General features: G+C 40.6%; 13 protein-coding genes. 8 read left to right on the forward strand and 5 right to left on the reverse strand.

The window, feature by feature from the left end:
- Positions 1-136 precede the first annotated feature (136 nt).
- The 3 genes from rpsT (at position 137) to WG954_RS20500 (ending at position 3049) form a co-directional block, all read left to right on the forward strand.
- A complete protein-coding gene (rpsT, locus tag WG954_RS20490; RefSeq protein ID WP_182801617.1) occupies positions 137-394 on the forward strand; it encodes a 30S ribosomal protein S20 in 258 nt (85 codons plus the stop codon).
- A gap of 178 nt (positions 395-572) precedes the next feature.
- Complete coding sequence (locus tag WG954_RS20495) at positions 573-2297, forward strand: M14 family metallopeptidase (RefSeq protein ID WP_340438887.1); 1725 nt, start codon at positions 573-575, stop codon at positions 2295-2297.
- Positions 2298-2326: 29 nt separating this feature from the next.
- Positions 2327-3049, forward strand: a complete 723-nt coding sequence (locus WG954_RS20500) for a ThuA domain-containing protein (RefSeq protein WP_340438888.1) — start codon at positions 2327-2329, stop codon at positions 3047-3049.
- Positions 3050-3128: 79 nt separating this feature from the next.
- Here the strand turns inward: WG954_RS20500 and WG954_RS20505 are convergent, their stop codons facing one another.
- Positions 3129-3875 (reverse strand): outer membrane beta-barrel protein, encoded by a 747-nt coding sequence (locus WG954_RS20505; protein ID WP_340438889.1) that lies wholly within the window; start codon positions 3873-3875, stop codon positions 3129-3131.
- 232 nt (positions 3876-4107) lie between these two features.
- Here WG954_RS20505 and WG954_RS20510 point away from each other — a divergent pair, with 232 nt between their 5' ends.
- A complete protein-coding gene (locus WG954_RS20510; RefSeq protein WP_340438890.1) occupies positions 4108-4497 on the forward strand; it encodes a cupin domain-containing protein in 390 nt (129 codons plus the stop codon).
- An 87-nt stretch (positions 4498-4584) separates the two neighbouring features.
- Here WG954_RS20510 and WG954_RS20515 read toward each other — a convergent pair whose 3' ends face one another.
- Together WG954_RS20515 and WG954_RS20520 are read right to left on the reverse strand one after the other, a co-directional pair.
- Complete coding sequence (locus tag WG954_RS20515) at positions 4585-6033, reverse strand: hypothetical protein (RefSeq protein ID WP_340438892.1); 1449 nt, start codon at positions 6031-6033, stop codon at positions 4585-4587.
- Complete coding sequence (locus tag WG954_RS20520; RefSeq protein WP_340438893.1) at positions 6030-7055, reverse strand: aspartyl protease family protein; 1026 nt, start codon at positions 7053-7055, stop codon at positions 6030-6032. Before WG954_RS20520 ends, WG954_RS20515 begins: the two co-directional genes overlap by 4 nt.
- Positions 7056-7213: 158 nt before the next feature.
- Here WG954_RS20520 and WG954_RS20525 point away from each other — a divergent pair, with 158 nt between their 5' ends.
- Positions 7214-7552 carry an MmcQ/YjbR family DNA-binding protein gene (locus WG954_RS20525; protein ID WP_340438894.1) on the forward strand — a complete coding sequence of 113 codons (339 nt, stop codon included), beginning with the start codon at positions 7214-7216 and terminating at the stop codon, positions 7550-7552.
- 263 nt (positions 7553-7815) lie between these two features.
- Here WG954_RS20525 and WG954_RS20530 read toward each other — a convergent pair whose 3' ends face one another.
- On the reverse strand, positions 7816-8544 hold the full coding sequence (locus tag WG954_RS20530; protein ID WP_340438895.1) for a head GIN domain-containing protein: 729 nt from the start codon (positions 8542-8544) through the stop codon (positions 7816-7818).
- Positions 8545-8773: 229 nt separating this feature from the next.
- On the opposite strand from WG954_RS20530, the gene guaA reads away from it, so the two are divergent.
- From guaA to WG954_RS21680, 3 genes are all read left to right on the forward strand, one after another.
- Complete coding sequence (guaA, locus tag WG954_RS20535; RefSeq protein WP_340438896.1) at positions 8774-10309, forward strand: glutamine-hydrolyzing GMP synthase; 1536 nt, start codon at positions 8774-8776, stop codon at positions 10307-10309.
- Positions 10310-10332: 23 nt separating this feature from the next.
- A complete protein-coding gene (locus tag WG954_RS20540) occupies positions 10333-11496 on the forward strand; it encodes a hypothetical protein (protein ID WP_340438897.1) in 1164 nt (387 codons plus the stop codon).
- A 92-nt stretch (positions 11497-11588) separates the two neighbouring features.
- Complete coding sequence (locus WG954_RS21680; protein WP_445298463.1) at positions 11589-11744, forward strand: DUF2256 domain-containing protein; 156 nt, start codon at positions 11589-11591, stop codon at positions 11742-11744.
- Between the two features lie 61 nt (positions 11745-11805).
- Here WG954_RS21680 and WG954_RS20545 read toward each other — a convergent pair.
- On the reverse strand, positions 11806-13809 hold a 2004-nt coding region (locus tag WG954_RS20545), incomplete at its 5' end, for a YDG domain-containing protein (protein ID WP_340438898.1).

Raw genomic sequence — 13809 nt, forward strand, 5'->3', positions numbered from 1 at the left:
TGCTCAATACAATGGAGCTTTATCCACAATTTGGGATTGCTGAAGGTTGAAACCAGCGTTTATGGGCAAAAAATCTATTGGTCGTTCGCTGAAATTTGAATTTTTCCCCTACCTTTGCCGTCCGAAAAAATAAGATATGGCAAATCATAAGGCTACCAAAAAAGATGTTCGTCAGAGTGCAACCCGCAGAGATCGCAACCGTTATTACGGCAAAACTACCCGTAATGCCATCCGTGATCTGCAGGCGATCGCTACCGGAAAAGAAGCAGGTGAGCAATTACCGGCTGTTGCTTCCATGATCGACAAATTGGCGAAGCGTGGCGTTATTCACAAGAACAAAGCTGCTAACTTAAAGAGCAAGCTGACGAAGAAAGTGAATGCGTTAGCAAAGTAAACTTCCTCTACCGAAAGATATTTTAAACCCGTCTGTACTAGACGGGTTTTTTTATTGAGTTCATACCTGCATTTACCCGATTACATAAAAACCAGCTGTTTTCTGTACTACCTTACTTTATTTGCTGTTGCAGGCAAGTCCTGTTCGTTAATTTTATTGAATCGCCAAATATTACAATATGAGAAAATTGTTCGTTGCATTATCAGTATTCAGCCTGTTCAACAGCTTTGCCCAACTTCCCGTTACACGTTATGAGACATCGAAAGGTAAAGAAAGTGTAACCTATTATGAAGCGATCGATGCATGGAAAAAAATCGATAAAGCATCTCCAATTGTTTCAATGATGACGATGGGGCCAACTGATGCCAACGAGCCTTTGCATTTAGTGTTGGTAAGTGCCGATGGAACATTTAAACCCTTACAATGGCAGCAGAAGAACAAAGTAGTGATCCTGATCAACAATGGCATCCATCCTGGTGAGCCCGATGGTATTGATGCAAGTATTTCACTGGTGAAAGATATTGTTACAAAGAAACGCTCATTGCCAACCAACGTTGTGCTGGCAATTATTCCTGTATATAATATTGGCGGCAGTTTGAACCGCAGTGCCTTTTATAGAGTAAGCCAGGATGGCCCAACAGAAAAAGGTTTTCGTGGCAACTCACAAAATTTCGATCTGAACCGTGATTTTATTAAGAACGATTCGAAAGAAGCAAGAAGTTTTGCACAGATTTTTCATTTGGTGCAGCCCGATATTTTTATTGACAACCATGTAAGCAATGGTGCCGATTATCAACATGTGATGACACTGCTTACATCGCAACACAACAAACTCGGTGGAAAGCTTGGTGAATACCTTAACCAAACATTTGAACCCGCCATTTACAAAAGCATGAAAGCAAAAGGTTATGACCTTCTCCCCTATGTAAATAATTTTGGCGATAGCCCTGAAACAGGATGGAATGCTTATTGGGATGGCCCACGTTACAGCAGTGGTTATGCATCGCTCTGGAATACTTTTTCATTTGTGCCTGAAACGCATATGCTCAAACCCTATCCTCAACGTGTGGAAGCAACCTATCAATTGATGGTGAGTATGATGGAATTTGCCACTACAAATCAAACAACCATCAAGCAATTGCGTGAGCAACAGCAAAAAGAACAATTAACACAACAACAATTCCCTGTTGGTTTTACTTTAGACAGAAGTCGTTTTTCTGAAATACTTTATAAAGGATACGAGGCAGGTCGCAAGCCTAGCAATGTATCAGGTCTGCCACGTTTGTATTACGACCGTAATAAACCATTTGAAAAGCAAATCAAGTTTTACAATTTCTTCAACCCAAAAACGATGATTGATAAGCCAACCGCTTATGTCATCCCGCAAGGCTGGTGGAAGGTGATCGATCTGTTGCAGATTAACAAAGTGAAGATGCGCCAGTTTAAAAAAGATACAAGTATTGAAGTGGAAGTTTATCGTATTGATGAATATAAAACTGCTCCCCGTCCGTATGAAGGTCATCACTTAAATTCAGACGTAAAGACAAGTAAAACTGTGCAGCAAATGAAATTCCGTAAAGGTGATTGGTATATACAGATGAATCAGAAAGCCAATCGTTTCATCATGGAAGTGTTAGAACCAACCGGAGATGACAGCTATTTTGCCTGGAACTTTTTTGATGGTATCCTCGGACAAAAAGAAGGTTACAGCAGTTATGTGTTTGAAGAAACAGCCGAAGAATTTTTGAAACAAAACCCTGCAGTAAAACAAAAACTTGAAGAACGCAGAGCAAATGATACTGCTTTTGCCAAAAGTGGCAGTGCCCAACTGAATTTTGTGTATCAAAATTCTCCTTATTTTGAACCAGTGTATTTGCGTTACCCTGTGTATAGAATAAAGTAATAATTTCACCCTATTAAATAAATCAACTTATGCGATTGCTCTATTGTTTTTTATTGTTCAGCTTGCCGTTCTTTATTTCATCAGCAACTGTAAAACAAAAGAAGAAGGTGCTTGTGTTTGCTAAGACTGCCGGCTTCCGCCATGCATCAATTCCAAAAGGAAAAGACGCATTGTTACTGATGGGAAAGCAAAACAACTTTCTTGTTGACACAACTGAAGATGCTTCTTACTTTACTGAAGAAACACTGAAAAAATATGATGTGGTTATTTTCCTGAGTACAACCGGCGACATCTTAAACAATGAACAGCAAGCTGCATTCGAAAACTTTATCCGTTCAGGAAAAGGGTTTGTGGGCATACATGCTGCTGCGGATACAGAATACCAATGGCCCTGGTATAACAAATTGGTAGGCGCTTATTTTTTGAGCCATCCAAAACAACAGAAAGCAAAACTTACCATAACTGATCACAAACATGCTTCCACTAAACATTTACCACACGTGTGGGAACGTTTCGACGAATGGTACAATTACAAGAGTAGAAATAATGATGTAAAAGTTTTAATGACCATTGACGAAAAAAGTTATGAAGGTGGAAAAGAAGGTGCTTTTCATCCAATGGCCTGGTATCATTCATTTGATGGCGGCCGTGCTTTTTATACTGCATTGGGCCATACTGATGAATCGTATAAAGAAGAAAACTTTTTGAAGCATTTGCTAGGTGGAATTAAGTATGCAATGGGTCGCAAATAATATTCTCCCATTTTTTCAATAATAATTGAGGCCGCTGTAAAGCGGCCTCAATTATTATACACTGATATTGCAGCTACGATTACCCCTTCGGCTTTATCGTAATCACTGGCCCGTATTTTATTTTTGAAAACAATGCATAACTGAGCATCAGAAAGGCCATACCGTTACGGGCTTTATTACTTTCAGATACATCAATATCCACCAATCCTAACTGATAACCTGTTTGTAGCATCATTCGTTTACCAAGCCATGCACCTGCAGATGCAGTAGCGCCTGCGTCATAGGTTTTAATATCACCATAAATAGGTCGACCGGTTTGTTTTGATGAAAGCAGGAAGGATGCGTAGCCACCACCTCCAACAAAGAATCGTTTGCGTGCACCAATATAAAACTGGTATTGAACAGGAATGCTGAGGTATTGCAGATCAACATTGCTGATATCATCTTTTCCATCGCCGTTTATATCGCCGGCTGCAACATTCACACCTCCTTTAAAATAAGAGGCATTGATCTGCAACCTGCTTTTGGGTAACTCCCGTGCATACCCGATACTGAAAGCGTAGCCGGGTCTTGCCTGTGCAGTGTAACGATCACCCAGATTTGTATTAGTTGTTTGCGACATGGATCCGCCAGCACTGAGCGTTAAAAGATTTGGAGCAGGTGGAAGTGTATCCGGGCTTTCGCCATTGATATCATCAAACTTCATAAAATAATCACGGCTTGCCCGCAATGTATCCTTTTTCTGCGTTATCTTTTTTTGGGGCGTGCTTTGTGCAATGGCAGCACCTGAAATTAGCAAGAGAATAACTGTGATTAGTTGTTTCATGGCAGAACTGTTTTTGGTTTTAGTTTGATTAGTAGCTTTTTTGACAAATAGATTTGCCTCATTCCATCGTGAAACAAAGAAAACAATGATGATGAATACTTACTGCATACGGATTAGTTTACGGTGCAGCGTATTGAGTTAAAGGGAAGAAAACGTATGAATTATACAACTCTTACTGTTTTGTGTATAATACCTGCCTGCTGCAAATTCATGACCTTACCGCAAAAACAACATGCCTCCAGATACGATCCAATCAACTGAAGACCCCCGCAAAAATGAATTGCCCAAATTAACACCACACATCATTGTTGAAATTGTTGAATATATACCTGGTTCTGTTGTAAGCAAGACAGTGATTAAAAAATCAGGTGGAGATGTAACGGCTACTTCAGTAGATGAAGGTGAAGAGTTCTGTGAAACGATCATGGAGTTTGACATCTATGTGCAGGTGATTGACGGCAAAGCTGAAGTAACGATCGATAAAGAACGAATCAAATTAAATCTGGGCGAAGGTATTATTCTGCCTGCAAATGTTGTGCATTGTTTTCATGCAAGTGAACAGTTTAAAATGATCACAACAATGATCAATAACAATCAGCAGGAAGTAAGCGCTGCGGCATAAAACTCTATTTGAAAAGCTAAGCGATGATTGCTATGCCTGATTTACTCATCTTACTTGGGCTTCAGATGAAAATATATTCACTGCTCATTATTCCTTCATCCACATCACCGAATTCTCTTCACCAAATTCATTCGGCTCTCTTAATTCATTTGAAGGATCAACGATCCATTTACCATCAACAACAAATTTATACACATGCTTGCCGGGCAACAGGTGTTGTTCAATTACCCACTCATCTCCTTCCCTGTGCATGGCAAATGAACCAGGCGACCATTCATTAAAACTGCCTGCAAGACAAATACGTTTTGCATTCGCATAGCCTTTTAAACGGAATGTATGATTCGGCGACAGGATCAATGTTTCATTCGGTTTCTCTTTACCTGTTAGTGCATCAACAGGCTTTCTTCCATCTACTTCAAACGTATATTCATAATTACCATGCCCCAACACATAAGGAAATACCCAGCCGCTATCCGTCTTGCGCATTTCCAATTCATAATTGCGCCATTGATTAAACGAACCCATGAGCATCACTTTCTTTGCATTGAGATTTCCTTTTAAAAAGAAAACATGTGGCCTGCCGATACAGATCACCGAATTGGTTTCGCCAAACTCATTAGGATATTGTTCAGTATTTGCAGGATCAGCAAACCAGTTTCCATCTGCAATAAAACGATAAGTATGTGTGCCTTCAGCTAAATAAACCTGTTTGACCCAGCCCTGCCCTTGGCGTTCCATCTTCAGGTCATTCTCTTCCCAGTTATTAAAACTACCTGCAACATTCACTTTTTTTGCATTAGAATAGCCTGCCAATGTAAATACATAGTTTGTTTTGTAGTACACTGAATTATCATTCCCTTCCCCATCGTTTTCAACCAAGGTATTATCCTTATCAATCGTCCATTTATCATCTACAATAAATTTATAGTAATGCTTGCCTGGGCCGAGTTTCACTATTGCGATCCAGCCACTGTCAACCTTCTGCATAGCCAATGCATCAGGATTCCAGTTATTGAATGTTCCTGCCAGCATTACTTTTCCTGCATTGGGATTGCCTTTACAGAAAAAAGTAACCAACGAATCTTTTACAGCAAACGGATATTTTTTTACAAAACGGTTTACGCCGTACAGTGGTTCTTTGTTAGCATAGCCATAACCGTTATTAAAATGTTTTTGCGCCAGCAGAATTTTTTCAACAGGGTCGGTCAGCTTATCGGCGGCTAACATATTCTTGCTCAACACCAGCATTTCACCATTATTTAAATTGATATCCCATCCCAGTTTCAACAATGAATCGGGGCGGTTGTTTTTAAAAAATGTTTTGAGATCGAGCTCCTGTAAACTGTATTGTAAAACAAATGCGTCCAGTTCTTCTGCAGGAATATTTTTGCTGAGTGTAATGTAGATGTGCCCCTTCTTTACCACAAATGCCTTAATGGGCGGTTGTGCATTGGCGTTATTGCCTATCAATAACAGCAGTAACAAGGGCAGTACCAGCTTCCTCAAACCAGTGAATAAAGATATGTTACGCATCATTTCCATATATACATCTTACGCTTTACAAAGTTAAACCCAATTTTGTGCATGGAGAGAAAATCGAAACCAAGCATGCCATCTAAACACCTGTCGTAGGCAAAACACATTTTCGCCAGGTTTGTTACAAGCACCGGCATACTTGTAATATCACGATCACCCATTTTGAGGTTACTCATATCGCCATACAAGGCATCCACTTTTTTATTACCTGCACCATTCAACACCATGCGTTTTGTGATCACCACATTGTCCAATACATTTTCAGACAAACGGCTATCGATCACATTCGATTCAGCTCCTGTATCAACAAGAAAGGTCAATTTTTTGTTCCCCACTTTTCCATAGGTAAGTATTTTATTCTGCATGATATCGATCGGGAATACAGAATAGGTGGATGTATCTGCAAGCAGCTGATGTTGATAATTCTTTCCATCTTTTTTTGTGATATGGTGCAGATGAATTTCGCTGTTCTCATAATCAATGATCATCTCAAACTGTTTGAACAATTGCACACCCAGTAACCCGAATATTTTTATCCCCTTGCTGTTTTCGATATGACCGAGATTGATACGATCAGCTTCCACTTTAAAATAATTCACTGATCCAAAAGACAATTTCTTCACCATCGTATGTCCATATCCCGCCACAGAACCTGTTATACCTCCGCCCTCTTCACCGCCGTAATGTTCTGTTACAGGATAATCTCTGAAATAAGTCATGTTAAGAATTAAACCCGGCGCACCCGTATCTAGTATAAAACTTCCTTCAATGGCATCGGCCTTTGCTTTAATAAGTATAAGATTTCCTGCACGGCTGAAGGGAAGAATAAAATCAGCACTGTCTGTTGTAACGACGGGATCACGTTCGAATGGGTTGGCAGCAGCGGTTTTTTGTTGTGCACTGCCATAGCCCAGCACTGCTTTCGACGAGTATTTACCGGCAACTTCCTGTGCCTTGCTGTTAGCTACAGTTAATAACATAACTGCGGCAACCAATAGCTTTACCGGTGATAATGATGACATAAGGTTTATACAAAACAAAAATAGCAATGTGGACTTTTATTTTACTACCAGCAAACAACTGCTGTAACCACTCGCCTATTTTAACATTATACGTTCACTGCCAAAGAAAGGTTACGGAAAACGTATTTGTATTTTCTTATGAATGATTATCTTAATGCATGATCTCACTTAAAACCTTTCGTGAACTTGCACTTTCATTTGAAGAAGTAACTGAGCAACCACATTTTGAAAAAGCATCGTTCCGTGTAAAGAAGAAAATCTTTGTTACACTTGATGAAGTTAAGAGCATTGCCTGCGTAAAATTTTCTGCAACTGATCAATCGGTTTATTGTCTCATTGATGCAACGTTAATCTGGCCAGTACCAAATAAATGGGGCAAACAGGGATGGACACTCATAAACCTAAAAAAAATAAAAAAGGAATTGCTGAAAGATGCGCTTACATCAGCTTATTGCAGTGTGGCACCAATAGCATTAGCTGCGTTGTACCAAAAATGAAAAATCCCCCGCAATACGGAGGACTTCCATTAACCCAAAAACATCTTAAATCGTTCACGTTCTCAAATGGGTATATAAATAGATTACACAAAAAGGGTTTTCAAACAATCGCTTTCAATGGTCGGAGTGCGTTTTTTCGGAATGGATCTAAAAACGGAGCCGACGCAAAGGTAAAGCGCCGGCTCATGTGGCAGGAACTGAATGAGTCGCTTCCATGCCTTAAAAAGTTCAGTTTTATTATTTATAACATTTTCTGTGAAATCTTATTCCTTGATGAGGTTTCCAGAACCTGCCAGCTTCGATTTAATGTCGGGCGGGTTGCCATAATAATGGATATCACCTCCTCCGGCTACACGCACATCCAGTTTCATGCTGGCAAATAACCACACATTGCCCGAACCTGCAATACTGATCTTTGCATTCTCGGCTTTCAGGTCTTTCATCATCACATCGCCACTGCCGGCCACATCAATATCAAGGTCACGGGTGTTGCCAAAACCTTCGGCCTTACCGCTGCCTGAAATATTTACGTCAACCTGTGGTGCATCCACCTCCTGCAGTTTAATATCACCGCTGCCTGCAATGCTTACCTTGATCTTTTCGGTAGACGTAATTTTTGTTTCAGCCACCATATTTCCACTACCGGCAAGGCTTACACTTTTATATCTGGGTGATTTCACATACACTTTAATGTCCTGGGATGGCCGGATATTCATACCGCTTTTTGTGCGGATTCGGAGTACCCCGTTCTCAACGTTGGTTTGTATATATTTCATCAGGTTTTCATCGGCCTCGATCCTGATCTCGTTTTCATCGGCCTGGCTAAAAAACACATCGAATGATCCCGACGCTTTTACGGCATTAAAGCTCCCTTCATTTCGGGTACTTGTTATGATGTTGCCGTTACCTTTCACCCGCCTGGTAGTGCAGGAACTGAGCACGAAGCCTGAAATAAGGAGAAGAACGGCTCCGTAGAAAAATTTTGTACGCATGTTGTTTTTTGGTTTAATGGTATGATAAGAATCTGCACAATGAGACGCATGCCTTCCGTTACCGGTTACAATTGTTGATCACTATACACTTAAAAAGGGTTAAAGCCGGAGCCTGACAAATGTAAAACAAAAGATATGGATGAAAAAAATGAAACGAACGGATGTTTTCCCCATGAAGGTGTTCATCTCTTTCGGGGCATGAGGGCTTTTTTATTACCTTCGCCGCACAATGACAGAAAAGATTCTCATCCTCGATTTTGGCTCACAATATACCCAACTGATAGCCCGTGCAGTGCGTGAAGCAAATGTGTACTGCGAAATTGTTCCTTATCACAAACCGGTAGTAAAAGACGAATTCCTGAAAGGCATCATTCTTTCCGGCAGTCCTTTCTCTGTAAACGATGCCAATGCGCCGATGGTGGATGTGGAATTGTTGACCAAATCGCTCCCGGTTTTAGGCATTTGTTACGGGGCACAGTTAACAGCCAAACAGCTTGGCGGACGTGTAGAGAAAAGTGAAAAGCGTGAATATGGCCGTGCCATCCTCAGCAAAAAAGAATCAGATGTTTTGTTCAACGGTGTAAGCGATACATCGCAGGTGTGGATGAGCCATGCAGATACTATTCTTGAATTACCAAAGGGTTTCGAGATCATGGCAGTTACCGAATCTATTCCTGTAGCAGCATTTCGTGCAAACGGAACGTACGATCATCCATTATATGGGTTACAGTTTCATCCGGAAGTGTATCATTCAACTGAAGGTAAAAAGATCCTCAAAAACTTTTTGATGGATATCTGCGGTTGCAAAGGCGAATGGACACCTGCTTCTTTTGTAAATGAAACAGTAGACGCCTTAAAGAAACAGATCGGCAACCGTAAAGTGATCATGGCATTGAGCGGCGGTGTTGATTCAACCGTTGCAGCAACGCTTATCCATAGAGCAATCGGTAAAAACCTCTTCGGCATTTTTGTAGATAACGGCGTGTTACGTAAAGATGAATTTCAACAGGTACTCGACACATACGGCACTATTGGTTTAAATGTAAAAGGTGTTGATGCACGTGAGCATTTTTATACCAAGCTTGCCGGCAAAAGCAATCCTGAAGAAAAAAGAAAAATTATTGGCGGCACGTTCATTGAAGTGTTCGACCGTGAAGCACATACCATTGAAGGTGTGGAATTACTCGGGCAAGGAACGATCTATCCCGATGTAATTGAAAGCGTGAGTGTGCATGGTCCATCGGTAACAATCAAATCGCATCATAACGTTGGTGGATTACCTGATACCATGAAACTTGAACTGGTAGAACCACTCCGTTATTTATTTAAAGATGAAGTAAGAAGAGTTGGTGCTGAGTTGGGTATTCCTGCTGATCTCCTGAACCGTCACCCTTTCCCCGGTCCTGGTTTAGCGATACGTATTTTAGGAGAAGTAACAGAAGAGAAAGTTGACCTGTTACAACGTGCTGACGCCATCTTCATCAATGGTTTGAAAGAACATAAGCTCTACGATAAAGTGTGGCAGGCAGGTGCTATCCTGTTACCTGTGCAAAGTGTGGGTGTAATGGGTGATGAACGTACTTATGAATTTACATTGGCGTTAAGAGCAGTTACTTCTGTTGATGGTATGACGGCCGACTGGGCACATCTGCCATATGAATTTCTGGCACATATTTCGAATGAGATCATCAACAAAGTAAGAGGCATTAACCGGGTGGTGTATGATATCAGCAGCAAGCCACCTGCAACCATTGAATGGGAATAATCATCTCTCTTGCAACCAACAATATGAAAAAACTTTTTTTTGCAATTGTTTTGATTGCCACAGCTGTTGCGGTTAACGCACAGGATGCAACAAAAAAGTACCGTGTAGGTATTTTCGCCAGCCTTTTTTTAGATTCATCGTTTGCAGGCAGCACCTATAAATTCACCAACCAGATGCCGAGGCATATATTGCCCGGGCTTGATTTTGTGCAAGGTGCATTGCTGGCTGTTGATTCACTCAGTAACAGCAATAAGAATCTTGAAGTAACAGTGTATGATCTGCGTTCTGCTGATCAAAGTATTACTGCACTTCGTTCAAAAAATATTTTTGATTCGTTAGACCTGATGATCGGTTCTGTTACCGGAACAGATTATCGTTCATTGGCAGATCTTGCATTGATGAAAAACATTCCGTTTGTATCAGCTACTTTTCCAAATGATGGTGGTGTAACAAATAATCCTTTCACACTTATTGTTAACTCAACACTGCCTGTGCATTGTGAAGCGATTTATAATTTTATCATGCGCAATAGTCCAACTGCAAACCTTGTTTATGTGCGCCGCAAAGGACAACAGGAAGATCGTCTTGCATCTTATTTCAATGTGTTTAACAAAAGTGCAAGTGGCGGACAGCTATTAAAATGGAAGACCGTTGTATTAAGTGATGAATTCAGCCCGGCTGTTCTCACTGCAAATCTCGACAGTACCAAAAATAATTTTATCATCTGCGGATCATTAGATGAAGTGTTTGGGATGAAACTTGTGAATGCAGCTAACAGTGTTCGCAAAACCTATGACATGGAATTAATGGGTATGCCCACCTGGGATGGCATGAAAGATCTTACAAAACCTGAGTATAAAGATTTACCGATTTATCACACGTCAACTTTTTTTAATACCGGTACGACCGCTTATTCAAGCTTCACTAAAAAATTTACTGATCTTACCTATGGCCGTCCGTCGGATGTTGCTTATAAAGGATATGAACTCAGCTGGCATTTCATTAATCTTTTATTGAAGTATGATCATGAATTGATGCAGCATATCAATGAACGTACCTTCCGTTTGTTTACGGAGTATGATTTCAAACCAATACTGAATAACAACAACGGTCGTCCTGACTATTTTGAGAACAAACGTATTTATATTCTGAAGCGGAGTAATAATTTAGTTTCAAGAATGAATTAAGGCGCTGAATATAGACTTTCCACACACAGATTCACCCGACAATTTCAACTTTGTAATCAGAAACATTTTTCTGCTTTGATTGTTATGGTCTGATGCCTCACAAGAAAAAGCATTTGCCACAAAAGATCTGTATTGTTTGTAATCGACCTTTTACGTGGAGAAAGAAATGGGAAAAGGTTTGGGATGACGTAAAATATTGCAGCGATCGTTGTCGTACTACCAGACCGAAAAAAGAAACGAATAAATAAAAAAGCCGATTGCTTTCGCAACCGGCTTTTAGTTTACTGAAGATTACTCTTACCCTTTTTATCAGTCTCTCGAAATCTTAACCAATTTCACAACGTTGCGGTTGGTACCCTGCATCACTTCTGCAAAGTAAGTTCCTTGTGTATACTTGCTTCCAAGTTCAATTACCTGGCCTGCATATAAATTCTGTTGCACTTCTATCAACCGGCCATTGATATCCACAACTTTCACGGTAAACTTCTCCTGCATGTTATTGCTTTGCAATTGCAGACGGAAGGTTGAGAGTGATGGGTTGCCGAGAACTTTGACGGCAAACTCCTGCGGTGCAAGAACGACTCTGGGATCTGTAGGATTTGGCCCTTCAATTCTGATTGCAGGTCCGAAATTAGCGCCATTAATCTGTATGTTACCACCTGTGAGAACCATCGGAACTGTTTTGGAAACAATCCAGTTACTTGAGTACAACAGAGTTCCACCTTCGTATAAAGTAACACCAATGGAATCTTTATTTCCTGGCTCACCAAGATCCGCCATATCAACACGTAAGTCAAGATTACCGCCCAACGAAACCGGATACAATGGATCTGTAATGTCTCTCAAATTGGCTTTAGAAAGGAATTGTGCTTTCCTGTTCACAGTTGTTCCACCTACGCCCAGTGAAGTCATTGAGTTTGTTTTGATTTGATATGTGCGTATTACACCTGCCACATTTCTACGGAAGATAATATTGACGCTGCCCTGTAGATTTGTGCCTCTTTTATTATATTTCACATTCAACCCAAAGTTGGTTTTAAAACCACTTGTGGACGCATATGTGCCAGATGATTGTGTTGGCTTAATGAATCCACCGCCCACAACAAAATCTCCGAGCGGTTTGTAAACGGTAACGACTGTATTGTCCTCCTGATCATCACGTAAATAATATCCGTTGTCGACAACAATACCAACTGTAAACTGTTGTGCGTCGCTCGATCCTATATTGAAACTAACAGGCGCTGACACTGTACCAACTTTTGGATCAGCAGCATTGATTAATGAAGGCGTTAACCAACCTGTAAGATCAGTATTTGCATCACGGTTTACAAATTTCACTCTTGCATTTCGAATATCACCTGCATAGGCGTCATAAGCAGGGTCGCCGATTGCAGCTGAGATATCAATAACAGAAGCTTGTAACAGCACCGTTGCAGTAGAAGTGCTGGTATTTGGTGTTGCCTGGAACATTAAACCGGTATAATTTACCCGTGCATCTTCTTTTGTAATCGATAATGAGGTTGTAGGCTGTAGATTACCTATACTAAAATTCAGATCCGGGTTATTAATCACGGCAGTAACAGTTTTTAGTCCCGGTGACATTTGTCCTGTTGGTGAAGTACCATAAGGAGTAGGTTCAACCAATGGTTGATTTGTCAATATGGCAACAAGGTCAGAACCTGAAACTGTAAATGTTGCTGTTCCGATCTCTTGGGTTCCTACTTTAAACGTTGCTGATTGCGCAGCTTGTGGGCCTCCAGTTACTAGAGGCGCTCCACCAACAATTCTTGCGGTATAGGTTACAAGATCACTATACTGTTTTGATGTTGGCGATACGTTTACTGATGAAGTAACCGCAAGTGTTGTTATGACACCTGTGGAATTTTGAACATAATTGATGATGTAATTATTGCCACCGTTTCCATCATTGATTACAAGACCACTTGCCGTCATTGTTTTACCTGTACCAGCAAGCGGATTATTATACACTTCAATTGGTTGAGTACTTACAACGTCGCCGTTTTGTAATGAAGGGAATGTTGGTATTGCTACTGCAGATGTATTTCCATCATAGACTTTTGTATTTGTAACAGCTGTTACTGTAATTGGTCTGCTTGTTATTACACCAGTAGCAGGCGATGCTACAAGGTTGATATCATAGTTTGCTGTTACATCTACATTCGCCCCATCTTTAATTGTGACAACAGAAACATTGAGAACATGTGTGTTACCAACATTTCTATTATCATAGACTTGGATGACAGTATTTACTGCATCTCCAGCTGCCAGTGTGCTCACCGTTGGTGTCTCATC

This window comes from Lacibacter sp. H375 (assembly GCF_037892425.1).
In the GTDB taxonomy this organism is placed as follows: domain Bacteria; phylum Bacteroidota; class Bacteroidia; order Chitinophagales; family Chitinophagaceae; genus Lacibacter.

What these genes read in the sequence shown, in the direction of transcription:
- rpsT (WP_182801617.1), top strand. Translation starts at nt 137, where the DNA reads ATGGCAAATCATAAGGCTACCAAAAAAGATGTTCGTCAGAGTGCAACC.
- WG954_RS20495 (WP_340438887.1), top strand. Translation starts at nt 573, where the DNA reads ATGAGAAAATTGTTCGTTGCATTATCAGTATTCAGCCTGTTCAACAGC.
- WG954_RS20500 (WP_340438888.1), top strand. Translation starts at nt 2,327, where the DNA reads ATGCGATTGCTCTATTGTTTTTTATTGTTCAGCTTGCCGTTCTTTATT.
- WG954_RS20505 (WP_340438889.1), bottom strand. Translation starts at nt 3,875, where the DNA reads ATGAAACAACTAATCACAGTTATTCTCTTGCTAATTTCAGGTGCTGCC.
- WG954_RS20510 (WP_340438890.1), top strand. Translation starts at nt 4,108, where the DNA reads ATGCCTCCAGATACGATCCAATCAACTGAAGACCCCCGCAAAAATGAA.
- WG954_RS20515 (WP_340438892.1), bottom strand. Translation starts at nt 6,033, where the DNA reads ATGATGCGTAACATATCTTTATTCACTGGTTTGAGGAAGCTGGTACTG.
- WG954_RS20520 (WP_340438893.1), bottom strand. Translation starts at nt 7,055, where the DNA reads ATGTCATCATTATCACCGGTAAAGCTATTGGTTGCCGCAGTTATGTTA.
- WG954_RS20525 (WP_340438894.1), top strand. Translation starts at nt 7,214, where the DNA reads ATGATCTCACTTAAAACCTTTCGTGAACTTGCACTTTCATTTGAAGAA.
- WG954_RS20530 (WP_340438895.1), bottom strand. Translation starts at nt 8,544, where the DNA reads ATGCGTACAAAATTTTTCTACGGAGCCGTTCTTCTCCTTATTTCAGGC.
- guaA (WP_340438896.1), top strand. Translation starts at nt 8,774, where the DNA reads ATGACAGAAAAGATTCTCATCCTCGATTTTGGCTCACAATATACCCAA.
- WG954_RS20540 (WP_340438897.1), top strand. Translation starts at nt 10,333, where the DNA reads ATGAAAAAACTTTTTTTTGCAATTGTTTTGATTGCCACAGCTGTTGCG.
- WG954_RS21680 (WP_445298463.1), top strand. Translation starts at nt 11,589, where the DNA reads ATGCCTCACAAGAAAAAGCATTTGCCACAAAAGATCTGTATTGTTTGT.